The 26,329-nt window shown below is 38.9% G+C and carries 25 protein-coding genes and 1 pseudogene; 16 read left to right on the plus strand and 10 right to left on the minus strand.

Annotation, left to right across the window (positions count from 1 at the left end):
- Nucleotides 1–10: 10 nt before the first annotated feature.
- Nucleotides 11–364: pseudogene (locus CJ263_RS01580) on the minus strand (fasciclin domain-containing protein); the annotation flags it as partial.
- 210 nt (nt 365–574) lie between these two features.
- Between CJ263_RS01580 and CJ263_RS01585 the strand changes: the two are divergent.
- Nucleotides 575–1,627, plus strand: a complete 1,053-nt coding sequence (locus tag CJ263_RS01585) for a S66 peptidase family protein (protein WP_094995656.1) — start codon at nt 575–577, stop codon at nt 1,625–1,627.
- A 9-nt stretch (nt 1,628–1,636) separates the two neighbouring features.
- Here the strand turns inward: CJ263_RS01585 and recQ are convergent, their stop codons facing one another.
- The gene (gene recQ / locus CJ263_RS01590; protein WP_094999056.1) at nt 1,637–3,835 is read right to left on the minus strand and encodes a DNA helicase RecQ; all 2,199 of its coding nucleotides are present in this window, start codon (nt 3,833–3,835) and stop codon (nt 1,637–1,639) included.
- A 180-nt stretch (nt 3,836–4,015) separates the two neighbouring features.
- Here recQ and CJ263_RS01595 point away from each other — a divergent pair, with 180 nt between their 5' ends.
- From CJ263_RS01595 to lptB, 4 genes are read left to right on the plus strand one after another with little or no spacing between them, the layout of a single operon-like run.
- Nucleotides 4,016–5,002, plus strand: a complete 987-nt coding sequence (locus tag CJ263_RS01595) for a KpsF/GutQ family sugar-phosphate isomerase (RefSeq protein WP_373288265.1) — start codon at nt 4,016–4,018, stop codon at nt 5,000–5,002.
- Entirely contained in the window at nt 5,002–5,856 is an 855-nt protein-coding gene (gene tatC, locus CJ263_RS01600) for a twin-arginine translocase subunit TatC (protein WP_094995657.1), read from the plus strand. Before CJ263_RS01595 ends, tatC begins: the two co-directional genes overlap by 1 nt.
- Nucleotides 5,840–6,190, plus strand: coding sequence for a carboxymuconolactone decarboxylase family protein (locus CJ263_RS01605; protein WP_094995658.1), 351 nt, complete (start codon nt 5,840–5,842; stop codon nt 6,188–6,190). The genes tatC and CJ263_RS01605 overlap by 17 nt, the downstream gene beginning before the upstream one ends.
- A gap of 51 nt (nt 6,191–6,241) precedes the next feature.
- Nucleotides 6,242–6,982: an LPS export ABC transporter ATP-binding protein gene (gene lptB, locus CJ263_RS01610; protein WP_094995659.1), complete on the plus strand. Its 741-nt coding sequence runs from the start codon at nt 6,242–6,244 to the stop codon at nt 6,980–6,982.
- A gap of 58 nt (nt 6,983–7,040) precedes the next feature.
- Here the strand turns inward: lptB and CJ263_RS01615 are convergent, their stop codons facing one another.
- The 7 genes from CJ263_RS01615 to CJ263_RS01645 form a co-directional block, all read right to left on the minus strand.
- The gene (locus tag CJ263_RS01615; protein ID WP_094995660.1) at nt 7,041–7,649 is read right to left on the minus strand and encodes an arsenate-mycothiol transferase ArsC; all 609 of its coding nucleotides are present in this window, start codon (nt 7,647–7,649) and stop codon (nt 7,041–7,043) included.
- Nucleotides 7,650–7,726: 77 nt separating this feature from the next.
- The gene (locus tag CJ263_RS01620) at nt 7,727–8,533 is read right to left on the minus strand and encodes a DUF4198 domain-containing protein (RefSeq protein WP_094995661.1); all 807 of its coding nucleotides are present in this window, start codon (nt 8,531–8,533) and stop codon (nt 7,727–7,729) included.
- Between the two features lie 71 nt (nt 8,534–8,604).
- A complete protein-coding gene (locus tag CJ263_RS01625; protein ID WP_094995662.1) occupies nt 8,605–8,982 on the minus strand; it encodes a DUF4345 domain-containing protein in 378 nt (125 codons plus the stop codon).
- Nucleotides 8,969–10,267, minus strand: coding sequence for an MFS transporter (locus tag CJ263_RS01630; protein ID WP_229702352.1), 1,299 nt, complete (start codon nt 10,265–10,267; stop codon nt 8,969–8,971). The genes CJ263_RS01625 and CJ263_RS01630 overlap by 14 nt, the downstream gene beginning before the upstream one ends.
- Nucleotides 10,240–10,725, minus strand: coding sequence for a GyrI-like domain-containing protein (locus CJ263_RS01635; protein ID WP_094995664.1), 486 nt, complete (start codon nt 10,723–10,725; stop codon nt 10,240–10,242). Before CJ263_RS01635 ends, CJ263_RS01630 begins: the two co-directional genes overlap by 28 nt.
- Before the next feature lie 20 nt (nt 10,726–10,745).
- The gene (locus tag CJ263_RS01640; protein ID WP_308423208.1) at nt 10,746–11,300 is read right to left on the minus strand and encodes a DinB family protein; all 555 of its coding nucleotides are present in this window, start codon (nt 11,298–11,300) and stop codon (nt 10,746–10,748) included.
- Nucleotides 11,297–12,034: a CDP-alcohol phosphatidyltransferase family protein gene (locus CJ263_RS01645; RefSeq protein WP_094995665.1), complete on the minus strand. Its 738-nt coding sequence runs from the start codon at nt 12,032–12,034 to the stop codon at nt 11,297–11,299. Before CJ263_RS01645 ends, CJ263_RS01640 begins: the two co-directional genes overlap by 4 nt.
- 185 nt (nt 12,035–12,219) lie before the next feature.
- On the opposite strand from CJ263_RS01645, the gene CJ263_RS01650 reads away from it, so the two are divergent.
- The 11 genes from CJ263_RS01650 to CJ263_RS01695 all read left to right on the plus strand — a co-directional run bounded on the left by CJ263_RS01650 (nt 12,220) and on the right by CJ263_RS01695 (nt 25,786).
- A complete protein-coding gene (locus CJ263_RS01650; RefSeq protein ID WP_094995666.1) occupies nt 12,220–13,392 on the plus strand; it encodes a lipoprotein N-acyltransferase Lnb domain-containing protein in 1,173 nt (390 codons plus the stop codon).
- Nucleotides 13,393–13,423: 31 nt separating this feature from the next.
- Complete coding sequence (locus CJ263_RS01655; RefSeq protein ID WP_094995667.1) at nt 13,424–15,292, plus strand: ABC-F family ATP-binding cassette domain-containing protein; 1,869 nt, start codon at nt 13,424–13,426, stop codon at nt 15,290–15,292.
- 247 nt (nt 15,293–15,539) lie between these two features.
- Nucleotides 15,540–15,776 carry a hypothetical protein gene (locus tag CJ263_RS01660; protein WP_094995668.1) on the plus strand — a complete coding sequence of 79 codons (237 nt, stop codon included), beginning with the start codon at nt 15,540–15,542 and terminating at the stop codon, nt 15,774–15,776.
- 159 nt (nt 15,777–15,935) lie between these two features.
- Complete coding sequence (locus CJ263_RS21060; protein WP_188669414.1) at nt 15,936–16,433, plus strand: hypothetical protein; 498 nt, start codon at nt 15,936–15,938, stop codon at nt 16,431–16,433.
- Nucleotides 16,434–16,448: 15 nt separating this feature from the next.
- On the plus strand, nt 16,449–16,589 hold the full coding sequence (locus CJ263_RS21065; RefSeq protein WP_188669413.1) for a hypothetical protein: 141 nt from the start codon (nt 16,449–16,451) through the stop codon (nt 16,587–16,589).
- A 105-nt stretch (nt 16,590–16,694) separates the two neighbouring features.
- Entirely contained in the window at nt 16,695–17,270 is a 576-nt protein-coding gene (locus CJ263_RS01670) for a cob(I)yrinic acid a,c-diamide adenosyltransferase (protein ID WP_094995669.1), read from the plus strand.
- Nucleotides 17,271–17,407: 137 nt separating this feature from the next.
- Nucleotides 17,408–17,632: a DUF2795 domain-containing protein gene (locus CJ263_RS01675; RefSeq protein ID WP_027064442.1), complete on the plus strand. Its 225-nt coding sequence runs from the start codon at nt 17,408–17,410 to the stop codon at nt 17,630–17,632.
- Between the two features lie 213 nt (nt 17,633–17,845).
- Nucleotides 17,846–21,208, plus strand: a complete 3,363-nt coding sequence (gene secA, locus CJ263_RS01680; protein ID WP_094995670.1) for a preprotein translocase subunit SecA — start codon at nt 17,846–17,848, stop codon at nt 21,206–21,208.
- 145 nt (nt 21,209–21,353) lie between these two features.
- Nucleotides 21,354–22,748: a Gfo/Idh/MocA family oxidoreductase gene (locus tag CJ263_RS01685; RefSeq protein ID WP_188669412.1), complete on the plus strand. Its 1,395-nt coding sequence runs from the start codon at nt 21,354–21,356 to the stop codon at nt 22,746–22,748.
- A 104-nt stretch (nt 22,749–22,852) separates the two neighbouring features.
- Nucleotides 22,853–24,067 (plus strand): sensor histidine kinase, encoded by a 1,215-nt coding sequence (locus CJ263_RS01690; protein ID WP_094995671.1) that lies wholly within the window; start codon nt 22,853–22,855, stop codon nt 24,065–24,067.
- Nucleotides 24,068–24,199: 132 nt separating this feature from the next.
- A complete protein-coding gene (locus CJ263_RS01695; RefSeq protein ID WP_094995672.1) occupies nt 24,200–25,786 on the plus strand; it encodes an amidohydrolase family protein in 1,587 nt (528 codons plus the stop codon).
- Between the two features lie 208 nt (nt 25,787–25,994).
- Here CJ263_RS01695 and CJ263_RS01700 read toward each other — a convergent pair whose 3' ends face one another.
- Nucleotides 25,995–26,252, minus strand: a complete 258-nt coding sequence (locus CJ263_RS01700) for a hypothetical protein (protein WP_094995673.1) — start codon at nt 26,250–26,252, stop codon at nt 25,995–25,997.
- Nucleotides 26,253–26,329: the final 77 nt, after the last annotated feature.

Below are 26,329 nucleotides of genomic sequence, written 5' to 3' on the forward strand. Positions count from 1 at the left end.
CATTAAGGTCCTATTTTGGCATTACTACAGCATCAATAGCATGTATTACACCATTAGTCGCGGCAACATCCGCCATTACCACCTTGGCCATAGACCCCTTGGCATCTTTCAGCATAACATTTCCATCCGATAGGGATAAAGTTATAGCTCCTCCTTGAACTGTTTTTACATCAAAGGAGCCATTATTGTCATTGATTGCTTTGATTACATCCTTAGCCATATATTCACCGGCCACCACATGATAGGTCAAAACTCCTTGTAGTGATCCCTTATTTTCCGGTTTTAAAAGACTTTCAACGGTTCCACTGGGTAAAGCTTCAAAAGCACTGTTTACAGTGGCGAAAACAGTAAAAGGTCCGTCGCTGCAACCCCAACAATATTATCAGATTGTGAAAATCCTAATGTTAGACATTACAGGAAGGCACTCAAAATTGTAATTTTTAAATTTTTCATAGTTCTTTTTTTTAGATTTAACCAAAAGTAGACCAATGAAAAGGTTAAAATTCACAATTATTGTTTAATTATTTTTATTTAAAGTTAAACAATACTAAATATTCACTAAAAAGAAATCAAAGTGAGCACCAGAAGGAAATTTATTACGACTACGATAGGCCTGTCCATTTACAGTCTCATAGTCCCAAAACTGTATCCGCACCAAAAAAGTATAAACACATTACCAGTAAAGCTATATCCAAAGGCCTTAAAAAAAGGAGCTACGATCGGATTAATTGCTCCGGGTTACATATTCTCTGAGGAAACATTGTCAACCGCTACAAACGAATTGCAAAGTATGGGCTATCAAGTATATCATACGGAAAAAATATCAAGGCGTCACGGATATTTTAGTAATACGGATGCTGAGCGCGCCGCCGACCTTAATCATATGTTTCGGAACAATGACGTAGATGGTATATTATGCATACGCGGAGGATATGGTTGTACCCGGATTATGCCACTGCTTGATTATGATCTAATTTCGCATAACCCCAAGCCACTCATTGGGTTTAGCGATGTAACCGCCCTTTTGAATGGTATTCATAAAATGACCGGGCTCGTCACATTTCATGGCCCGGTAGGCAGCACCCTTGACGATACATACTCTAAAAAAGCACTTATTAACGTCGTTAGAAAAGCGAAGAAAAACTATGTTATTGGAAATGCCCCATTGGGTGATGAACTTAAATTAAATCCAGAATTTGAACGATATACCATTTATCCTGGAAAAGCCGAAGGTGTTTTATGTGGCGGTAGCCTCACTTTGGTAAATGCCCTTATTGGGACTCCCTACGAAATTGATTTTACTAATAAACTAGTCTGCCTTGAAGATGTTGGTGAGGCCCCCTACCGCATTGATAGAATGCTGACCCAATTGATAGAAGGAAAAACGTTCAGGAAGGCTGCAGGTATTCTCATTGGGGTTTGCAAAGACTGTAATTCAAGTACGAATTCCGATTCCTTTACATTAAAGGAAGTTATTTTGGATAGAATTAAACCTTTGGGAATTCCGGCTGCTTATGGATTCAGTTTTGGGCATGTGGCACAGAATTTTACCTTTCCCATAGGAACAGAGGCCTTTTTTGATGCCGATGATTTGCTTTTTAAACTAACCGAAAAACCGGTTTCTTGAGAACTATCACTAATTAGCTACCTCGCTGATGAATTTAAGACGATATAGCCGCAATTCCTCATCCTCATATTCCCCATCGAACTCCTTCATGGCCTCTTCTAGGTTATCACTTTCGGCTTCCAGAAAATATTCATGGATTTCTTCTTGTTGGTCCTCATCCAAAACCTCATCGATCCAATAATCCAAGTTGAGCTTGGTGCCGCTGTATACAATTTGTTCCATTTCCTTGATAAGTTCCGGTATGTCCAATCCTTTTGCTGAAGCGATATCATCCAAGGGCAGCTTCCTATCCACATTTTGGATAATATACAGTTTCAAGCCTGAATTGGCCCCCGTACTCTTGACCACAAGGTCATCCGGACGGAGAATGTCATTTTCTTCCACATACGAGGCAATAAAAGCAACAAAAGGCTTTCCATACTTCTTTGCCTTTCCCTCCCCGACTCCGTGAACGTTGAGAAGTTCTTCCAGAGTGACAGGGTATTTAAGCGCCATATCCTCAAGGGATGGATCTTGGAAGACCACAAAAGGGGGAACTCCCAATTTATTGGCCTGTGACTTTCTTAAATCTTTTAATTGCTTGAGCAATTTTTCATCGGCAACACCACCGGACTTTGCGGCACCTACGATGGCATTGTCATTTTCGGCATTATAAACATGATCTTTTGTCATCATGAATGAATGGGGATTCTTTAGAAAATCCCGGCCTTTCTCGGTAATACGAATTACGCCATATTGCTCAATATCCTTTTTAAAATAGCCTGCCACCAACATTTGTCTTTTCAGGGCCATCCAATGACTTTTGTCTTTATCGGAACCAATCCCAAAAAATTCCTTTTCATTGGTCTTATGTGAACTGATCAAGGCATTGTTCTTTCCTCGTAGTGTATTCACTATTTCCTTAGACTTAAATTTTTCACTTGTTCCTTGGACCACCTTCAACAATTTGACAGCATCGTCCATAGCCTCTACCTTTTCCTTGGGGTTTCTGGTATTGTCGTCCATATCTGCGCCTTCCCCGTTCTCCTCGTCAAACTCCTCCCCAAAATAATGAAGCATAAATTTTCGGCGAGACATAGAGGTTTCCGCATAGGCCACCACCTCCTGTAAAAGTGCATTTCCTATTTCCTGTTCCGCAACCGGTTTTCCCGACATGAATTTCTCCAGCTTTTCCACATCTTTATAGGAATAGAATGCCAAACAGTGTCCTTCGCCCCCATCCCTGCCGGCCCTACCTGTTTCCTGATAGTAGCTCTCAATACTTTTAGGAATATCATGATGTATTACAAATCGCACATCCGGTTTGTCTATTCCCATTCCAAAAGCAATGGTCGCCACAACGACATCTACATCCTCCATCAAGAACATATCCTGATATTTAGATCGTGTCTTGGCATCAAAACCCGCATGATAAGGTACGGCACTAATACCGTTTACTTGAAGCACTTGTGCAAGTTCCTCTACCTTTTTACGGCTTAAACAGTAAACAATGCCCGACTTACCCTCGTTCTGTTTAACAAACCGAATGATATCCGCATCCACGTTTTCTGTCTTTGTCCTTACCTCATAAAATAAATTGGGTCTGTTGAAAGATGCCTTGAATACGGTGGCATCCCCTATACCCAGATTCTTAATGATATCTTCCTGAACCTTTGGCGTTGCCGTTGCCGTCAATCCTATGATGGGAATATCATCTCCAAGGCGACCAACAATGGATTTAAGATTCCTATATTCAGGTCTAAAATCATGTCCCCATTCAGAAATGCAATGGGCTTCATCTACGGCTACAAAGGAAACTCTAACGGAACGTAAAAATTCCACATTTTCCTCCTTGGTCAAGGATTCAGGTGCAACATAGAGTAATTTTGTGGTACCATCCATAATATCCTTTTTAACCTGCTTTATTTCGGTTTTGTTCAAGGAGGAATTAAGCACATGGGCAATTCCCATCTCGGCAGAAACGCCTCGAATCGCATCAACTTGATTTTTCATTAAAGCTATTAAAGGGGAAACTACTATGGCGGTACCCTCTTGCATTAAGGCCGGTAATTGATAGCAAAGGGACTTTCCTCCGCCCGTTGGCATAATAACAAAGGTATTATTACCCTTTAAAACATTTTTTATAACGCCTTCTTGAAGTCCTTTAAACTGAGAAAAACCAAAATACTTTTTTAATGCGCCATGTATATCAATCTCATTCAAACTTATACGGTATTTCAAAAATTTTTAGGGCCGTAGCATATTCTAACGGCAACGACCCTCACAGAAATTAAATTATCAATTCAACCAAAAAAGGTAGCACCAAATTATTAAAGGATAGGTATCCTATAAAATTAAGTTTACGTAATTTTGTATTCTTAAAGATAACATATCTTTATAAGAATACCATTGATAAAATTAAATAATACATTGACATCCAATAGCACTATTCTTGAATTGGCAAAGAGAACTATTGAAAGGGAACGGGACGCCATTGGGCATCTTGCGACCTTATTGGATGAGGACTTTTCAAAAGCAGTAGATTGCATATTAAATTCCAAGGGGCGGGTGATTATATCCGGAATTGGAAAGAGCGCCATCATCGCCTCAAAAATTGTGGCCACGCTTAATTCGACAGGCACACCTGCCATATTCATGCATGCAGCAGATGCTATCCATGGGGATTTAGGTACCATTCAGGATAACGATGTGGTCATCTGTATTTCAAAAAGCGGCAGCACCCCTGAGATAAAAATGCTGGTCCCCCTCATTAAAAGAGGTAAAAATACTTTGATAGGAATGACGGGGAACCTTGATTCCTTTTTGGCCAAACAGGCCGATTTTATTTTAAACACTTTTGTTGAAAAGGAAGCCTGTCCCAACGACTTGGCTCCTACCACCAGTACTACTGCGCAATTGGTCATGGGCGATGCCCTTGCCATTGTCCTATTGGAACTAAGAGGGTTCAGTAGTGCCGATTTTGCCAAGTACCATCCCGGTGGTGCCTTGGGCAAACGACTATACTTGAGGGTTGGGGATATTGCCAAAAACAATCAAATACCAGCGGTGCAAACGAAAACTGAAGTAAAACAGGTCATTGTAGAAATTTCAAAAAAAATGTTAGGTGTTACGGCAGTATTGGATGGAAATAAAGTGGTAGGAATCGTTACCGATGGTGATATCCGTCGAATGCTCAACAATCATGATAACATTAAGGGGCTAACCGCTTCGGATATCATGACCACAGACCCCAAAACCATAGAAATGGACACGCTGGCCATAAAAGCACTGGAATTGATGCAAAAAAAGGGAATATCACAACTATTGGCAATGGACAAAGGAGAATACTCCGGTGTTATTCATTTACATAACCTTATAAACGAAGGTATTTTATAATGGCAAAAAGTAGTACGACCTCCCCAGATGAGATGTCATTTTTAGACCATCTGGAAGAATTGAGATGGCATTTAATCCGATCTACATTGGCCGTAGTCATCATTGGCATCGTGGCCTTTGTTTTTAGTAGGTTCATTTTTGATGTTATTATTTTCGGCCCCTTAGACATGGATTTTCCTACGTATAAAATCTTTTGTGATGCCGCAACTTCCATTGGAATGGAATCGGATTTTTGTAAGGAAAAGGTTCCCTTTACCATTCAAAGTAGAACCATGTCCGGGCAATTTTCTGCGGATATCTGGACGGCTATTTGGGCCGGTTTAATTATTGGTTTCCCCTATATTCTTTTTGAATTGTGGAAATTTATTAGTCCCGGACTGTATGAAAAAGAACGTAAGCACTCCAAAGGATTCATTTTTATAGCATCACTCCTATTCTTTCTTGGTGTTTTGTTCGGATACTATATTGTAGCGCCTTTATCCATTAATTTTCTGGGATCTTATCAGGTAAGTGAACTTGTACTTAATGAATTTGACCTGGATAATTATATAGGACTTCTAAGGTCGGCAGTCTTAGCCTGTGGAATTATTTTTGAACTTCCGATTATCATTTATTTTTTAACAAAGGTGGGCTTGGTAACTCCGGAGATTATGAAGAAGTACCGTAAAATAGCCTTGGTCATCGTATTGATTATTTCGGCCGTGATCACACCGCCTGATGTAACCAGTCAGATTATCGTGGCCATCCCCGTACTTATTCTATATCAAGCTAGTATTTATATATCAGCCAGGGTATTGAAAAGCGAAGCAAAAAAAGAAGCTAAACGAAAAAAGAACAATGTCAAATCCAGTTGAGGAATTTAATGCCTATCGTTCCAAAATGAACGATAAAATATTGGCGGACAACAATAAGATCATCAAACGTATCTTTAATTTGGATACTAACGCATTCTCCAAAGGTGCGTTGGATGTAAAAACCAAGGAACTTCTGGGCCTTGTGGCTTCCACCGTACTTAGATGTGATGATTGTGTAAAATATCATTTGGAGAGTTCTTACAAGGAAGGTATATCCAAAGAGGAAGTTATGGAAACCCTAAGCATTGCTACATTGATTGGGGGGACCATTGTAATTCCCCACCTTAGAAGGGCCTATGAGTATTGGGAGACCTTGGAAGACAACCAAGGTTAAAGATTTTATAATTGCTTTTATCCGCCGTGAATAAGGGTTAGATTTGGAAAAATGAAGCTTAGAGCAGAAAATATAATGAAATCCTACCGGGGCCGCAAAGTGGTCAAGGGCATTTCGCTTGAGGTTAATCAAGGTGAAATTGTTGGACTTCTAGGACCTAATGGTGCCGGTAAGACGACATCGTTCTATATGATTGTGGGTTTAATTAAGCCCAATGGTGGGAATATATATTTGGATGATATGGAAATCACCAAGTTCCCCATGTACAAAAGGGCCCAGAACGGTATTGGCTATCTGGCCCAGGAGGCATCGGTTTTCCGTAAATTAAGTATTGAAAAAAATATTCTCAGCGTACTTCAGCTCACCAAGCTAAGCAAGAAAGAACAGCTCATGAAAATGGAGTCCTTAATAGAGGAATTTGGTTTGGGGCATATTCGCAAGAACCGTGGGGACTTATTATCCGGTGGAGAAAGAAGACGGACAGAAATCGCAAGGGCATTGGCAACAGACCCGAAATTCATTCTACTGGATGAACCTTTTGCAGGGGTTGACCCTGTAGCTGTGGAGGACATTCAACGTATCGTAGCCCAACTTAAAAACAAAAATATTGGCATATTGATAACTGACCATAATGTTCAGGAAACTTTGGCCATTACGGAACGATCTTATTTGATGTTCGAAGGAGGTATTCTTAAGTCGGGAATACCGGAAGACCTTGCCGCAGATGAAATGGTACGTAAAGTTTATCTAGGCCAGAACTTTGAGCTTAGAAAAAAGAAGTTGGATTTTTGATTTTTTCCTCTTTATTTCTTTCTCAAAAATTACACTCACAGATTTCCTAAATTTCAACTTAGACTATTTTCGAAAAAACATAGTATAGCTGCGATGCTATTTCCAAACTTCGCTCCCTATATTTTTGAGTTTGCAGCTCGGTTCCGTCATAATCCTTTGGGTCATCAAAGGTCATGGGTATGCGCTTTTCGGCACCGGGAATAAACGGACAATTTTCGTCCGCATGGCCACAGGTCATAATGGCCGCAAAATTAGATTCTGGATTAAAGACGTCATCATAGGTTTTTGAAAAACCAATAATGGATTGGCAATTTGGTGCGTACTTAATGAAATAAATCGGATTATCCCCTTTTGCGAACTTAAATGTTTTAAACCCAGAGTCTTCCAAGGTTTCCAAAACTTTTGGAAACAAAGCAGTGGCTTCCGTCCCACCGGAATAACAATATACCTTAGAGATTTGAAAATAGGCCGCCATTGTCTGTGCCCAAATTTGAGATAAATGGCTTCTCCTTGAATTATGGGTGCAGACAAAGTTTAAATTTATACTATCCCCTTCGTCCTTTTTTTCCTGAATATAGGCCACCAATGCTTGCAGTATTGGTAGGCGCTCTTTAACAGGGACGTATCCCTCTAATTCTTTTATGCTGTTTCTTAATTCCTTGAACATATATAATACTATAAAATTCAAGAACAATATTACAACCGTAATATCAAATAATCAGTGCACGATTAAAAACCTAACTATTATTTAATCTCGAAGGTCAATGTAGCCCAGTTGGATTCGTAGTCTACTTCATCACCTTCCTTCTTTTCCATATGTATGGTGGCCACATACCACTGACCCACTGAAGTTGGCTTTATGCTTACCATTCCATTGGCGTTTGACTTTACGGAGTTTTCGTTCTCATGAGCATCTTGACCGGGTACAGAGGTACTGTAGTGTACTGTTTGATTGGCCAAGGGTTTACCTTTATACAATAATTTAAAAGCGACCCTATCTCCCAACTTTATTTCAAAAGGATTGTTCAATGGCACAAATTCAACAGGATATCCCAGAGGCTTCATAAAGTCTATTGAGGTTTCCTCCCCTACCTGTAAAAGGGCTTTTACGTGTTTGGAATATCTTTCTTTGACTCCTTGGTCAGTTGTTCCCAGTTGCTTTCTTTCTGATATGGTGTTTTCAAGACCCTCATGCTCCAAATAATCATTGAAAGCTTCGGAGTCCATTTCCAATATTCTTGGCAACGTAGAGATTCCAGCAACATAGGTTCCAGCATCACCTGTAGTATAATTTAAATATGTTTTGTTTTCTTCTCCATAATAATCCTCATCAGTCGGTTCAAAAAGATATCCTGGACCTATGATTTTAGCATTAATTATACGGTCTCTTGTAATTTCATTTTCACTGGTATCGAAGGTTCCATTGAATAAATACAATTGACCGGAAGTATTTGGTTCTAAAAAATGGGAATCTGTTTTTAAAAACAATTCATGGGAAGAGAAAACAAAAATAATGGTCATTAATAACAGTATACGAGCAGTACTTTTCATATATTTTAAGCTTATAAGTTTAGTTTATCTACGAAAGTAAAACATAATAGTTTGTATTCGTGCCTCAAAAATTAATTGTAGGTCTTCAAATTATACAAACCCCAACACATGAAGAGAAATTCCAGAATCAACGCTTGTAAAAATAAAGACGAATAACCATCAACCCATAGACTTACTATCCGTCCCAAAGAAATCCCTCCCATAAACAAAACATTGCAAACCGTAGCAGGTCTCCAAAGCTTTTCATTAAAAGCACCCATAAGCCAAAAAATACCGAGACCTAGATAAATTCCCATAATGGCCCTGAAAATATTTTTTAGTTCTAAAACCTCAACTTCAAAACCAAAAACAAAAGGAACAATCTTGGATGGGTAAATACCATACACCAATCCGGCCAGTAGAACAACAACCCCGGAAAGTAACAGTTGTAAATTTTTAGGCACGTTCATCCTTCTTTATACCGTATAATTTGAAATAACGATAGGCAGCCAATGCTCCCATCAATGAAAATCCGGCCAACATCATGAACACCTGTTTATGACCTTCCAACCCAGGACTATTATCCAAAAGATAACCCATGGCGGGGCCTGCAAAAATATCCGGAGTATACCCAATTAGTGAAATTAAACCAACAGCGGTACCTGTTAAAACCAATGGAATCCTTCCACTTTGCATTACGGAGAAATATAATGACCGAGCCGCATATACGCCGGCGGCCAAAATAAATATTGAAATAAGAAAGACAAATGCCGATGTGTTGACTACCAATCCCGTAGCAAACAACGTCGAACCAGCAAAAGCGATTAAAAAACTAATTAAAAGCCATAAACTGGGTCTTGAGCGATCAGCAAGTATACCAATGGTAATTCCTATTACAGGTCTTATGAATAGTAAAAATGTACCGGTCTTGGCTGCATCTACTTCATCATACAACATCACATCTTGTGCATAAAGCGAAATATCATCGGTAAGCTTATAGCCGACATAAGCGCAAAGTATAATTATCATTAACAACAATACCGATGGTAACCTTAAGACTTCACCAATTTGTGAGATGGTTATTTTCTCAATGGTTATCTCCTTTTCCAAGGAGCCGGGAAGTTTCATAAAGAACCAAACCAGTAACCCTACAAGGGCAACAATTCCCGATGAGACCAAAATGACTTTTCTAAATGCAAACCTACTATCGGCAAGACTTGCGGTATCCAAATCTCCCGTCATAAAAAAAGAAAACACAAGGACCCCTAGTGTTCCGAACAAAGCCCCGACGAGCCCTCTACCCCCATCCAAAAAGCCAAAGGCTCTTCCCTGTGCTTTTTCTCCACCCCATACTCGAGTGGCCTTAATCATGGGCGACCAAAAAAGAAAAATGGTCGTGAACCCCCAAAACCCATATAATAATTGAAGTGACCTATAATTAGGGAACGTTGCAAAAATCACACCCCCGGCAGCGGTACACCAAAGAGCAAATGCAATTAGCTTTCTGGGCAAAAACTTATCGGCAAGAGGGCCTCCAAAAAGATAGGAAACCAGTGCTACAAAGCCATACACGGAAAAGCAAAGCCCCAATTCAACATTGGTCAACTCAAAAACCTTGAGGAAAGTAGGTCTAAAAACCCTTTGCAACACGAATGGTAAAATAAATACACTTTCCCCGGCCAAAATGAGTAAGACCAAATAATACCAAGGTGCCCTATTTCCTTCTGTCATTTTACCGATTGTATGGGAATCCATATTTCCTCCTCGGAGTTGGGATCATTGTTCTTATACTTTTCACCCAAGACTTCAAAATGTGGTCGATTGTCCAATTGATAAGGTGAACTGGGCAACCATTCATTGAAAATATATTGGAAAATGCTGGTATCGTTACTAAGACCTTTATAGTCAAAAACGACATAATTTCCTTCCTCTAAAACAAAATGCCCCATTTCTTTAGGCATTTTAAGTACTTCGGAAACCTCTACGGTAGCCCACTTTTCAAAAGTACGGGTAGGGTCAAAATCTTGAAAATATCCTTTTGGGTAATTTTGAAGTGAAATAAATTCTTTTGAAATTCTATTTTCAACCTGAGATATATTCGGCATAAATTTACTCCAAAGCTCCGATGTTCTATTTTCGATAATATTCATCGAAAGTCGAATACCAATGAGATTTCTTTTTTGAGAATATGCTATGCGATGATGTACTTTCAATGAATTAAAAATTTATACAATTATTTTATCATTTCCTGTCGGGCTTTCAAGACGGTAGAGGTAACCAACAATTGACCTATATGCCTTTGGCTGTGCTCCGCCGCATGGAATAAAAGCCCCAATACCGTAGAAGGAAGTTTTTTCCTGCCAACTGTTCTTTCCTCTTTCAGTGTATTTTCTGAAATACTTTTAAAATAGGCTATTGCTTGTTCTACCTGTTTCTTGAAATTTTCATACAATTCATTGGCAGTAACTTCATAATCCGGCTCCCCCTCATTTTTTAAATATTCAAATTGTTCTTCAGATAGGGCTTTACCGGCTGCATAGGTCATCATTCTATCCAATACACCCGTTATATGTTGTGTATGAAAACCAACCGAAGCCCTACCCTCCAATTCCTTCCAAAGCAATTCTTCAGGGAAATCCTTTAGGTATTTTCGAAGTTCTGCATTTGATTGCAAAAGGGCATGTGTCGCGGGTTGAAGTAGCATTGGAACTCCTTCTACCGGCCCCCGAAGCCAATATTCCTCAGTATCCTTATTTTCTGAATTTTCCATATCCTTTAAATCTCTCACATTTTTGAATTTACAAGGGAACTGAGAATATAAAACAGGATGATGAAAGGTATGGCCAAAAATTGCATGGTTATAATCATCACCAAACTGACGATCAAAAAGATATATCTAAGGGCATTGTCCTTAAAGGACCAATTTTTAAATTTTAGGGCGAAGAGCTCCAAATTAGAATTTAGTAAAAAAGCACTCAACAGCGTAAGCAGAACAAGAAACCAAGGGTTTAAAATAATATCGTTTACCATATCGCTTCCATTATAGAATAATATGAGGGGTAACGATAGAATAAAAAGGGCATTTGCCGGTGTTGGCAATCCGATAAAGGAAGAGACCTGATTTTCATCTAAATTAAAATTGGCCAGACGATATGCCGACGCCATTGTGATTAGAAAACCGAAAAATGGTAAAAAAGATCCAAATTGGAGGAACTCACTATTTGAAAACGAAAATCCGTCCATATTCCATCCACCACTTTGCGACATGGCCAATAGCTGAAACATTACAATACCCGGAACCAATCCGCTGGTAATCATATCGGCCAAAGAGTCCAATTGTAGACCTAATTCGCTTTTTACATCCAGAACCCTGGCGGCCAAACCATCAAAAAAGTCAAAGAAAATGCCCAAGGCCACAAAGACAGCTGCCATTTCCAGTCTGTTCATAACAGCAAAAACGGTGGCCACACAACCACAAAAAACATTTAAAAGGGTTATAAAATTAGGAATGTGCTTCTGCATAATTTTTGGAATCTATTTTAGTATATTACTTTAAGGCGGCCCGATAACTTTGCCGGAACCAGGCTTTGACAAGAACCCTATTTTGACCCTCTGTTAAAGCATAGGTGTTTAAACCTCGTTTTGAGTAAAAATAAGATAAATTGGTTATTATTCGCATCTTTGCGCAAGCATCTACCCTATTGACTATGTTTAAAAGAGTCTTGACATTTTTTTTGGTTTTGATTTTCGGATATGTTGGATTTTCCCAAAAAAATCAATTGTCGCCCTTATCCAAGATCAGTTTGCTCACCGTGGGAACCGGGGATGAACTTGCCGCCAAATTTGGCCATAGCGCAATACGTTTTCAAGATCCCACTTTGGGCATTGATGAAGTTTACGGCTATGGTACCTATGACTTTGAAGACCCCAACTTTTACTTGAATTTCACCAGAGGTAAATTGGCCTACACCATCTCAAGGATGCCTTTAAATTTTTTTGAAAGGGAATATAAATTTGAGCGCAGATGGGTGAAGGAACAGGAATTGGACCTTAATCTAGCTCAGAGAACCGCCATAGTGGCCTTTTTGGAAAACAACCTGTTACCTGAAAACAAAAAATACCAATATGATTTCCTGTTTGATAACTGTGCTACCAGAATACCCCAAGTGTTTGAAAAAACATTAGGTGAAAACTTACAGTTCAACTTGTCCCACGTTAAAGAGACTCATTCTTTTAGGGAACTCATCCATCAAAACCTAGAACTAAATTCGTGGTCAAATTTCGGGATTGACCTTGCGTTGGGGTCCGTCATCGATAGGAAAGCTACACCCTATGAATACATGTTCTTACCGATCTACGTATATGAACAAATGAAACATACCACACTGAACGGAAAACCTATAGTAAAAAAAGAATCGGTTTTACTGGACATTCCTCCGCAATCCTATCCTAGCATCTTCTTGCTATCTCCCCTATTTTGGCTTTCCATATTCAGCCTTTTAGTTACCTATATCACATACAGGGATTATAAGAGGAAAGCCAGGTCTGTTTGGTTGGACATATCCCTTTTTACATTGACCGGACTGGCAGGGGTACTAATTGTGTTTTTGTGGTTCTTTACGGACCACGATGCCACCAAAATGAACTTTAACTTGCTTTGGACCTTTGCACCCAATCTATTTGTGGCCTTTGTATTACTTAAAAAGAAACTACCGCATTGGATTAAAAAATATGTCATCCTATTATTGACCCTGATACTTCTTACTCTGATCCTTTGGGTATTTCAAGTGCAAATATTTTCTGCTCTCATAATATTCATTTTATGGAGTTTGGCCATTAGATATCTATTTTTGATAAATCATTTGAAACAAACCGCTTAATTCCTAACTACTAATTTCTGCATACCTAGCAATGAACCTACTTACCGTTGAAAATATTTCCAAGTCTTACGGAGAACTAATACTTTTTCAAAATCTTTCATTTGGTATAAACAAGGATCAAAAAATTGCCTTGATTGCCAAAAATGGTACAGGAAAGACATCCATATTGAACATTTTATCCGGTGCGGACCAGCCAGATTCCGGACAGGTAAATTACCGGAAAAGTACCCGGGTTTCCTTTTTAGATCAAGAACCCAACCTAAATCCCGATTTAACAGTTGAGGAAACCATATTTGCTTCGGATAATGAAATCCTTAAAGTCATTGCCAATTATGAAAAGGCATTGACAAACCCAGAAGATACCGAGTCCTACCAAAAGGCTTTTGAGGCTATGGACCGGTTTGAAGCCTGGGACTTTGAAACCCAATACAAACAGATTCTTTTTAAGTTAAAATTGGAAGACCTCAACGCAAAGGTGGGCAAATTATCCGGAGGACAAAAAAAACGGTTGGCCTTGGCCAATGCCCTTATCAACAGACCAGACCTTCTTATTTTGGATGAACCTACCAACCATTTGGACTTGGAAATGATAGAGTGGTTGGAAGAGTATTTTGCCAAGGAAAATATGACCTTGTTCATGGTAACCCATGATCGTTATTTTTTGGAAAGGGTCTGCAATGAAATTTTGGAATTGGAGAATGGCAAACTCTATCCATATAAAGGCAATTACTCCTATTATTTGGAAAAAAAGGAAGCGCGATTGGAGCAGGAAGCCGTTGAACATCATAAAACCGAAATACTCTTTAAAAAAGAACTCATTTGGATGCGAAGGCAGCCAAAGGCCAGAACCACCAAATCCAAATCCAGAATTGACGATTTTAACGCTATAAAGGAAAAAGCCAGTCAGCGTAGAAAGGAACATGAGGTTCAATTGGAGCTCAATATGGAACGAATGGGCAATAAAATCATCGAGGTCCATAAAATATCCAAGTCCTTTCCGGGCAAGGTGATACTTGACAAGTTCGATTATTCCTTTACCAAAGGAGAACGTGTGGGAATCATTGGAAAGAATGGAACCGGAAAAACTACCTTTTTAAATATCCTGACAGGAAGAGGTCAAGCAGACAGTGGAAAAGTGGTCATCGGTGATACCATCAAATTTGGTTACTATACCCAAAAAGGAATCCAAATTAAGGAAGGACAAAAGGTAATAGATGTTATCAGGGAATTTGGGGATTTCATCCCTTTGATGAAAGGCAGACAAATATCGGCCCAACAATTACTGGAACGATTTCTTTTCGACCGGAAAAAACAATACGACTTTGTAGAAAAATTAAGTGGCGGGGAACGAAAGCGATTATATCTGTGCACAGTTTTGATTCAAAATCCCAACTTCCTTATTTTGGATGAACCTACCAATGATTTGGACATCGTAACCCTAAATGTATTGGAAAGCTTCTTATTGGATTTTCCCGGTTGTCTTATCGTAGTTTCCCATGACCGTTATTTTATGGACAAGATCGTGGACCACCTTTTCGTTTTTAGAGGAGAAGGGGTTGTTGATGACTTTCCAGGCAACTATTCTGATTATAGAGCTTATGAGGACAGTAAAGTTCTGGAGCAAAGGGAACAAAAGGATAAATCAGAATCCGCGAAAAACACTTGGAAAGAACCAGAAAAGACCAAGCTATCCTATTTGGAGCAAAAGGAATATAAAAGCTTGGAAAAGGAGATAAAGCAACTCGAAAACAAAAAACAGGACATCCAGAAAAAGTTTACGGATACCACTCTTACGGGCGAGGAAATCGAGGCCCTATCCATTGAACTTGCTGAAACTTCAAATTCCATTGACCAAAAAACAGAACGTTGGTTTGAACTTGCAGATCAAATGGGCGAGTGAGATTCGGTAAATCTCTCTCATTTACAAAACATGCTAAAAAGAGTATTTAGTGCTTTTCATCAATGGAAAGCATCGATTAATAACACCTTTATCCGATAACCTGTTCTTGACCCAAGTACCGTTTGTCGAGCTAAATTTACACTTTATCCCACCCTGTGTCTTATAACGAGAATTGGGTGTTTTTCAACGAATGGGAACCCTTCAAAATACGCTTGCGGTAGTTATAATAGTGTAACAAACGCAAGTCATGAAAACAATAGCAACTATCTTCTTCATCTTCTTTATCGGAACAGCGGCACAGGCTAAGGACATTACAAAAGATGTAAAGGTTGATACTGTTGAGATGACCGTGGTTACAGAAACTACCCCAACGATAAAATTGGACGAGACCAAGCAAGTGGCAAGGTTGTATAAGTTCAAAAACTCAAGAATAAAAAAAGAGCTTTCTTTTGCCACCAAAAGAAACAGCCCTAAAATGGCTTAACCTACAATATTATCCCCCTGGTGACCCTACCTGCCTTTGGGCAGGTAGGGAGCTACCCCTTAACATTCACCGATTCTTTTTTACGGTCCATCCCTATATTAAGGGACATCAAAATTAAATGGTATTAGTACATTTGCGATATATTGAAAACACCCTAACGTGTATCCTTTTTTTGCATACCTAAAATTTCTGTTTACGGCCACAAATCAGCATGGAGTACACTCACCCTTTGTATATAACTTCATTACCAAGGGACTCTATGTAAAAAGAAAAAAGGATATCAATATATCTGAACATGTTTTAACCACGGCAATTTCCTATTTTAATTACAAAAGAGTTGGATTTGTCCACACAGAGGACTATATTAAAAATAAGATAGCTGTTCTTTTTGATGATTTAGAATTGGATGTTTTGCCTTTAGATTTGATTTATGTTGGCGAAGATGGCAAACCATTTAATTCAATTTCCCAAGAAAGCTACCATAACGATTCAATGATGATGCTTAAGGGAATGCACAGGACCAAAAAAAGAAGAAATTATTGGGAGAGAATAAAAAAACTTCCGGAAGTAACGGTTACTATAGACCTTTTTCACTGTAGTTTAGTATTCTTCAGAAAAGAACAAGCTAAGGAACATTTTAAAATAAGAATTTATTAAACTTAACGCATTATCATGGATAATACGATTTACATAGTCCTAGGTGTTGTTTTTGCCATATATCTCGTAATTACGATTACCAACAAAAAAAAGGCAAAGGAACGGAAATCCAGAAAATTCATGGGAAATTACAAGCGTGACAAAAAAGAGGAATAAAAATAATGGACATGTTTTATATTGCCCGCTTAGATTCCTAAAACTGATAGCATCCCATAGAATAAAAAACCAAGTCCGTTCACCAGATTTGTTGATTGTTAGAAAATGAAAATATATACTAAAACAGGAGATAATGGTACCACTTCACTTTTTGGCGGGACCAGGGTTCCAAAACATCATATAAGAATAGATAGCTATGGCACTATTGACGAGTTGAACTCTTGGTTAGGACTCATTGGTGACCAAGAAATTTCAGATTCTTATAAGGAACAGCTAAGCACCATTCAGAAAAAATTGTTTACCATAGGGGCTATTTTAGCGACAGAACCGGCAAAGTCTTTACTCAAAAACGGTAAGGAACGTCTTTCCATTGAAAAAATCAATGAAGCCGATATTTCTTTTTTGGAAAGGGCCATGGACCAAATGGACGGAGAACTGCCACAAATGACACACTTTATTTTGCCCGGAGGGCACACGACCGTGTCATACTGTCATATCGCAAGGACCGTTTGTAGAAGGGCGGAAAGAAAAACTACCATTTTGCATGAAAACGAACCTTTTGATGATAGCGTACTTATCTATTTGAACCGACTTTCAGATTATCTTTTTGTACTGGCACGGAAATTGTCAATGGAGTTGAAAGTAGAGGAAATTAAATGGATTCCCGAAAAAAAGGACTAATAAATTCACAATTTAAGCGTTATCAATTTATCAATGCAAAAAATATGTTGATAACTCGGTCGAAATAATTACAAATTATCTTGGCCATTTCCAATTAAAAATTATTTTTGCAAAAATTTTAAAATCAAACTATTACCATGTATTGGACACTAGAATTAGCATCTTATTTAAGTGATGCGCCTTGGCCGGCAAGTAAAGATGAGTTAATTGATTACTCGATTAGAACCGGTGCTCCTTTGGAGGTTGTGGAGAATTTACAGTCCATGGAGGAAGAAGGTGGTGAAATCTACGAATCCATTGAGGAGATTTGGCCAGATTATCCAACAGAAGAAGATTACCTCTGGAACGAGGACGAATATTAATATTTCATATCACAATAACTACTTAAAAGTCTCCTTGGAGGCTTTTTTTTTATGTAATTTTGACAGTCCAAAAAGGAATTTCTGGTTGAATTGTAGACTGGAATAGCTTTTGAACATAAGAAGTTCAAAATAAACTTTGACATTAATTAGCGGGGGTAAATGGTCCAATAACATTACCAACCTCGTTTTCAATACAAATTACAAACATACAGCATGAGCATTATTAATTCTATACTAAAGGCTTTCGTAGGTGACAAGTCCAAGAAAGATGTAAAGGAACTTCAGCCTTTGGTAGATCAGATAAAATCCTTTGAAAAGGAGTTTGAACAACTTAGCCATGACGAACTAAGGAACAAAACCGCAAGCTTTAAACAAACCATCAAGGACTCTTACCAAGAAATTACCAACAAGATAACGGAACTGGAAAAAGAAGTACAAGAATCTTCGGATATAGATAAGAACGAGGACATTTACGGGGAAATTGACAAACTTAAGGAAGAGGCCTATAAGATTTCAGAAGAAACACTGAACGCTATTTTACCGGAAGCCTTTGCCGTAGTTAAGGAAACGGCAAAGCGATTTGCGGCAAATGAAACCTTAACCGTATTGGCTACAGAAAATGACCGCAAACTGTCCGGAGAAAAAGATTATGTTTCGCTGGATGGGGACAATGCCGTTTGGCAAAATTCTTGGGATGCCGCTGGTAAAGAGGTTACCTGGGACATGGTGCACTATGATGTACAATTAATAGGAGGTATCGCTTTACATCAAGGTAAGATTGCGGAAATGCAGACCGGGGAAGGTAAGACCTTGGTAGCTACCCTACCCTTATATTTGAATGCACTTACCGGTAATGGTGCGCATTTGGTGACCGTGAACGACTACCTTGCCAAAAGGGATAGTGCGTGGATGGCCCCTATTTTTGAATTTCATGGATTATCTGTAGACTGCATTGATCACCATAGACCTAATTCCGATGGTAGACGGGCAGCTTACAACGCCGATATCACATATGGTACAAATAACGAGTTTGGATTTGATTACTTGAGGGATAATATGGCGCATACACCAAAAGACTTGGTACAGCGTCCTCATAACTATGCCATCGTGGATGAGGTAGATTCAGTTTTGGTTGATGATGCCAGAACACCTTTGATTATTTCAGGACCGGTTCCTGAAGGTGATAGACATGAGTTCAATGAGTTAAAACCCAAGGTCAGCGAAATTGTACAAAAACAAAGACAACATTTGACAAGTGTTTTGGCCGAAGCCAAAAAATTAATAGCGGAGGGGGATACCAAGGAAGGAGGCTTTCTATTGCTTCGAGTTTATAGGGGCTTGCCGAAAAACAAGGCGCTTATTAAGTTCTTGAGTGAGGAGGGTGTAAAACAACTGCTCCAAAAGACGGAGAATTTTTACATGCAGGATAATAATCGTGAGATGCCCAAGGTCGATGAAGATCTGCTTTTTGTAATCGACGAGAAAAACAACCAAATAGAATTAACGGATAAGGGGGTCAATTATATTTCCGGTGAACAGGATAGGGACTTTTTTGTAATGCCCGATATTGGAGCAGAGATTGCAAAAATAGAACAGCAAAACCTAGAAATCGAGGAAGAGGCGGAGCTCAAGGAAGAACTATTTAAAGATTTCACGGTCAAAAGTGAGCGTATTCACACCATGAGCCAATTGCTTAAGGCATATACTTTATTCGAAAAGGATGTTGAGTATGTCGTAATTGATAACAAAGTGATGATCGTCGACGAACAGACCGGTCGTATCATGGATGGTCGTCGTTATTCCGATGGTCTTCACCAAGCTATCGAAGCAAAGGAAAACGTAAAGATTGAGGCGCTGACACAAACGTTTGCCACCGTAACCCTGCAAAACTATTTTAGAATGTACAGTAAATTGGCCGGTATGACCGGTACCGCCATTACGGAAGCTGGGGAATTCTGGGAAATCTATAAATTGGATGTTGTTGAAATTCCTACCAACAGACCTATTGCCAGGGACGATAGAAACGACTTGATCTATAAAACAAAACGGGAAAAATATAATGCCATTATTGATGAGGTAACCAAATTAAGCCAGGCAGGAAGACCCGTGCTTATTGGTACGACCTCGGTAGAAATATCGGAGTTATTGTCGAAATTGTTGAGTGTTCGGAAAGTTCCACACAATGTATTAAATGCAAAACTGCACAAAAAAGAGGCAGATGTAGTTGCCGATGCTGGGAATCCTGGGGTCGTAACCATTGCAACCAACATGGCAGGTCGTGGAACGGATATTAAATTAACGGAAGAAGTTAAAAAAGCTGGTGGATTGGCTATCATCGGTACGGAAAGGCATGATTCCAGACGAGTGGACAGACAGCTGAGAGGTCGTTCAGGTCGTCAAGGGGATCCAGGAAGTTCTCAATTCTATGTATCCCTTGAGGATAATCTTATGCGACTTTTTGGTTCAGATAGGGTTGCCAAGATGATGGATAAAATGGGCTTGGAAGAAGGTGAGGTCATTCAACACAGCATGATGACCAAATCCATAGAAAGAGCGCAGAAAAAAGTTGAGGAAAACAACTTTGGGGTTCGTAAACGTCTTTTGGAGTATGATGATGTAATGAATGCCCAACGTGAAGTAGTCTACAAAAGAAGGCGCCATGCCCTGCAAGGTGAACGACTCAAAGTGGATATCGCCAATATGGTTTATGACACTTGTGAAGTAATTGTTGAAGGCAACAAAGCAGCCAACGACTATAAAAATTTCGAATTTGAATTGATTAAATATTTCTCCATGACTTCTCCTGTTACTGAGGAGGAATTTGGAAAACTTAGTGCCCAAGAAATTACAGGAAGAATTTATAAGTCTGGCTATGAGCACTATAAAGAAAAAATGGAACGAAATGCAACTGCGGCACTACCGGTAATCAAACAGGTTTATGAGGACAATGCAAATAATTTTGAGCGCATTGTGGTTCCATTTACCGATGGGGTAAAAACCTTGAACGTTGTAACAAATTTAAAGGAGGCGTATGAAAGTGAAGGTAAACAACTGGTAACAGATTTTGAGAAGAATATTTCCTTGGCCATCATAGATGATTCCTGGAAAACGCACCTCAGAAAAATGGATGAATTAAAACAATCCGTTCAATTGGCCGTACACGAACAAAAAGATCCTTTGCTTATCTACAAATTTGAAGCGTTTGAGCTTTTCAAGGAAATGATTGAAAAAGTCAATAAAGAAATAGTTTCCTTCCTATTTAAAGGAGAGTTACCATCCGGTAATCCCAATGACATCAGGGAAGCCAGAAACGCTCCACAACGAAAGGAAAAAATACAGACTTCAAAGGAAGAAATTCCCAATAGCGACGAACTCGCCGCACAGAATAGGGCTGCAGGACAGACACAAAGACAACGACCATCCGTCACGGAAACCATAATAAGGGAACAACCCAAAATTGGAAGAAATGAGAAAGTGACCATCAAAAATGTAATGTCCGGAGAAAGCAAAACTGTGAAATACAAACAGGCAGAACCTTTGTTATCCAAAGGAGAATGGGTTCTAACAAATGATTAAATTCTAATTCATTTTAAAAAAAGGCGCTCGTAATGAGCGCCTTTTTTGTTTCCTTATTTTTTCTCCCCCACAAATATTGAACTCTTAAATAACAGTCCTTTATAAATTTTAAATATCTTTAAGTGAACGGTATTCCATCAAAATCATGAAAACTTCCAGAAGAGAGTTCATTTTCTCCATTAGTATGCTCGCTGCAAGCAGTGCAATGCCTATTAACGCCTTTGCCTTTAACAATGCTAAAAAACTCAAGGTGGCCCTTGTTGGAACCGGCATTCGGGGTATTACGTTCTGGGGCAAGCGTTTGGTGGACGAATATTCTGAAATTTTGAAATTTGTTGGACTCAGTGATATAAATCCTAGCCGATTGGAATACGGCAAAAAATATATAGGTGCCCAATGTCCTACATTCACTTCCTTTGAAGAAATGGTCTCCACTTCAAAACCCGATTTAATTATAGTGACTACCAAAGACGCTACCCATCATGAATTTATTATCAAAGGACTTGAGATGGGGTGTGATGTCCTAACCGAAAAACCCTTGACCGTTGACGAAGTAAAATGCCAGCAAATTTTGGATGCCGAGAGAGCTTCGAATAAGAATTTAATCGTAGGATTTAATTATAGATGGAGCCCTTATGCCACTAAAATCAAGGAACTACTTTCAAATAAGACTATTGGGAAACTGGTTTCTGTAGATTTTAATTGGTATCTAAACACCTATCACGGAGCATCCTATTTTAGAAGGTGGCACGGTGAAATGAAAAGTAGCGGTTCTTTATGGGTACATAAAGCTACCCATCATTTTGACTTACTCAACTGGTGGATAAATTCTGAACCTAATGAAGTTTTTGCCTACGGAGATTTGGAGTTTTATGGAAAGAATGGTGCTTTTAGAGGGGGAAATTGTAGAAACTGTAATCATAAGAACACATGTGATTTTTATTGGGATATCAACAAAGATGAATTTGCCAAAAAATTATACGTAGACCATGAACACGAAGATGGGTATATACGGGATAATTGTCTATTTAGGGAGGATATAGATATTTACGATAAAATGTCAGCTCAGGTAAAATATACGGACAATACGATATTAAACTATTCCTTAACTACCTATTCTCCTTTTGAAGGATGGCGCGTTGCCTTTAATGGAACGGAAGGAAGAATAGAGGCTTGGTTGGATATACCCTACTTCGAAAACACATCCATTGACGAAGCAGAAAAGCATGCTAGTGAAATGGCTCAGAAACTGGAAGAACGGACCTCGCAGAAACCCATAATGGTCCATAAGCTTTGGAAGGATTTTGAAACCGTTCAGGTAGATATGGAACAGAGCGGCCATGGAGGTGGAGATAAGCGATTACATGATAAAATATTCGTTAATCCAGAAATTCCCGATCCTTATGGAAGAACCGCTGGGGTTAGGGATGGCGCTATGTCCATATTAATTGGGATTGCCGCCAGAAAAAGTATTCAATCAGGCAATCCAATAAAAATTTCGGATCTTACAGATTTAAGTCCAAGAGCAAAAAGAACGTAGTTTCCATTTTTTATGGGAGTAACTTCAAAAATCTTAGCATTATGTTAAAAACATAATTAGATTTACACTGAAAACTATGATTACCAAATATCTAAATTGATATTATGCCAGATTCTCATATAGAAAAGGAACGACTGACCACCAAGACACAACTTGTTTTAAAAGTAAATTATGTCACCAGTATCCTTTGCATAGTATTGGGTATTATCTGTTTTTTTCTACTGGGTATTACAGAAATAATACCTTTTGTCCTGTTTGCTTTTGGCCTAATTAACCTTACCAATACTTTTCTTTTTAAAAAACATAATAACCTTACGGTAACATACTACATTTCATCGATAATTGCACTGATAAGCTCTCTTGTCATAACACTTTACAGCGGAGGAATCAATAGTTCGTTCATTTTTATGATGGCACTTGTTGTTTTTGCTGGTTATGTAAACACCTACAAACATGGAAGAGCCTACCTGTATTTTACATTTCTGCTTGTCCTATTCATTTTTTCGCAAAGCTTTCCAGAGTTCAGTTTCACGGAGAACCTCGTTCCTCCGGCTTCCAGGAATATCTTTAGTCTTTTATCCGTTTCTTTTTCCCTTTTCCTACTGGGTAGCATTTTTGGAAAGGATTTATTAAAGTCCCATAATGCCTTATATAAGTCCAAAAAGGAACTTACAATACAAATGCACGAAAAAGAAATGCTCTTAAAGGAAGTACATCATAGGGTGAAGAATAACCTGCAGACTGTATCCAGTCTGCTGAGTCTGCAAACTAGGAATGTCCAGGAGACCCAAATGAAGAATCTTTTGAAAAGTACTCAAAACAGGGTGATTTCAATGGCAATGGTCCATGAAATGCTCTATATGAGGAAGGATATTAGTCAAATTGAATATAAATCCTATGTTCAGGAATTAAGTGAATATCTAATTCGTTCCATTAAAGGTCTTGATAGCAAGGTTAACCTAAAAATAGACATACCGGAAATTAAGTTAGGAATCGATACGGCCATTCCTTTAGGACTGTTAATCAATGAGGCGGTTACCAATGCCCTAAAATATGGCTTCGCCGATGACCAGGAAGGGGAGATTTATATCGCCCTGAAAAAGGAAATCGACAAACACTATGTTCTGAATATTGGTGATAATGGTGTAGGTTTCCCTGATACCATCAATTATAAAAATTCCAAGTCATTAGGCCTTAAACTAATTCATAACCTCGCGAGACAACTTAAGGGTTCTATACAAAAGGACACCAGTAAAAAAGGGACCAACTATATTATTAGGTTTCAAGAAATTAAGCAGCAATTATCACCGGTAGCCTAATTTTCAAGTACTAGTTTTACAAAATTCCCAATTCGCTTGACAAACTCTTTAGTAAATCTAAAGTTTGCCCCGATATTTTCTATATTTAAGAAACTAATTCAAACCAATCAAGAATCACCAACCTCTCCTAATATGAAAAAAATATTCCGCTCACTTATTCTTTTTTTCCTATTCGTGCATTTTTCAAACGCCCAATCCTTACAAGGAGACGGACCTTATTCCCAGCTGATCATTAGAGGTGTCACACTTATCAATGGAAACGGTGCCCCTCCACAAGGACCTATAGATATAGTTGTAGAGAATAATATCATAAAAGCTATTAAGGTGGTTGGGTACCCAGGAGTGAAAATAGATGATTCCAAAAGGCCACAATTAAAAGCCGGGGGAAAAGAATTGGACTGCACGGGAATGTACCTAATGCCAGGATTGATAGATATGCACGGACATATTGGGGGTCAAGCCCAAGGAGCAGAACCGGATTACGTTTTTAAACTTTGGATGGCCCACGGAATCACAACGGTACGTGAACCTAGCGGTAGGGGTGTTGACTTTACCATGGACCTAAAGAAAAAAAGTGAAAGAAATGAAATCATTGCCCCGCGTATAATGGCCTATACGGCATTTGGGCAAACTAGCAAATCCTTTAATCCTTTGAACGATATTCCTATTTCTACTCCTGAGCAGGCCAGGGAATGGGTACGGGCCAATGCCAAAAAAGGTGCCGACGGCATTAAGTTTTTTGGGGCCGAACCCGAAATTATGACTGCGGCCTTGGACGAAAACAAAAAATTGGGACTTGGTTCTGCATGTCATCATGCCCAGCTAAGTGTTGCGAGATGGAACGTGCTACATTCTGCCCGGGCTGGACTCACATCGATGGAGCATTGGTACGGCCTTCCAGAGGCCTTATTCGATGATAGAACGGTACAGGATTATCCCTTGGACTACAATTATCAAAACGAACAACACCGTTTTGAAAATGCGGGCAACCTTTGGTCCCAGGCTGCAAAGCCCTACTCCGAACATTGGAATGACGTAATGAACGAATTATTGGAACTGGATTTTACGTTAGATCCCACTTTCAACATCTACGAGGCCAGTAGGGACTTACAAAGAGCACGAAGAGCCGAATGGCACGAAGATTACACACTTCCTTCTCTATGGGAGTTTTATCAACCCAGTAAAATATCCCACGGTTCCTATTGGCATGATTGGGGTACCGAACAGGAAGTGGCCTGGAAAAAAAACTACAATTTATGGATGACCTTTGTAAACGAATACAAAAATAGAGGTGGCCGGGTAACTACAGGTTCCGATTCCGGTTTTATCTTCCAACTTTATGGATTTGCCTATATTAGGGAATTAGAGCTGCTTAGGGAGGCCGGTTTTCACCCATTGGAGATAATACGCTCCGCAACATTGAACGGAGCAGAAGCGTTGGGTATGGATGACAAGATAGGTAGCGTAGCTATTGGAAAATTAGCTGACTTTGCCATCGTTGCCGAAAATCCACTTAAAAACCTCAAAGTTCTCTATGGTACGGGAGCTATCAAACTAACAAAGGACAACAAAGTGGTGCGGGTTGGCGGTGTAAAATACACCATCAAAGACGGTATCATTTATGATTCCAAAGCCTTATTGGCCGATGTAAAGCGTCAAGTGGATGAGGCCAAAGCCCAGGAGAATTACACCATTAAACAACCTGGTGTTAACAAATAAGGATAGTCCGCCTCGTAGTTAAGACCAATTTTATTTATTCTTATTCTCTACCGGAATTTTAATAGGCTTTAATGTTCCTTTGGATTTTGGAAAAATTACTAAATAAGAAGTAATTAAGGATACTGTGATAAGTGTGATTGAAAATAACATAGCATTGTGATTTAAGTTAAGTACCTCTGGGTACTGTGAATTATAAGTAGGTCAAATTTTATGCCAATTTAGGTTTATCCTTTTTGGTTTTGAAAAATAATGCGCTTTTAACCCTGGAATTCTTGTAGCGATATAACCTGGCTACTTCCGTTTGTTTTTCTCCAACTAGGATTTCAATATTTTCAGTGTCCAAGCTATTATCCGTCAAAATAACATTCTCTTGTAGAGTATCTACTTTATCATTTTTTTTGACATTTTGGGCCATAGACATTCCTCCAAAAAAAAGAACTAGGGAAAAGGTTAAAATAGCTTTCATAACATCGATTTGGGTTATATAAAGCTAACTCGGCAAGTAAATTAATATCGGTATATCTCGCTGAAATACAATGTTTT

Source organism: Maribacter cobaltidurans, from assembly GCF_002269385.1.
Taxonomy (GTDB): Bacteria; Bacteroidota; Bacteroidia; order Flavobacteriales; family Flavobacteriaceae; genus Maribacter; species Maribacter cobaltidurans.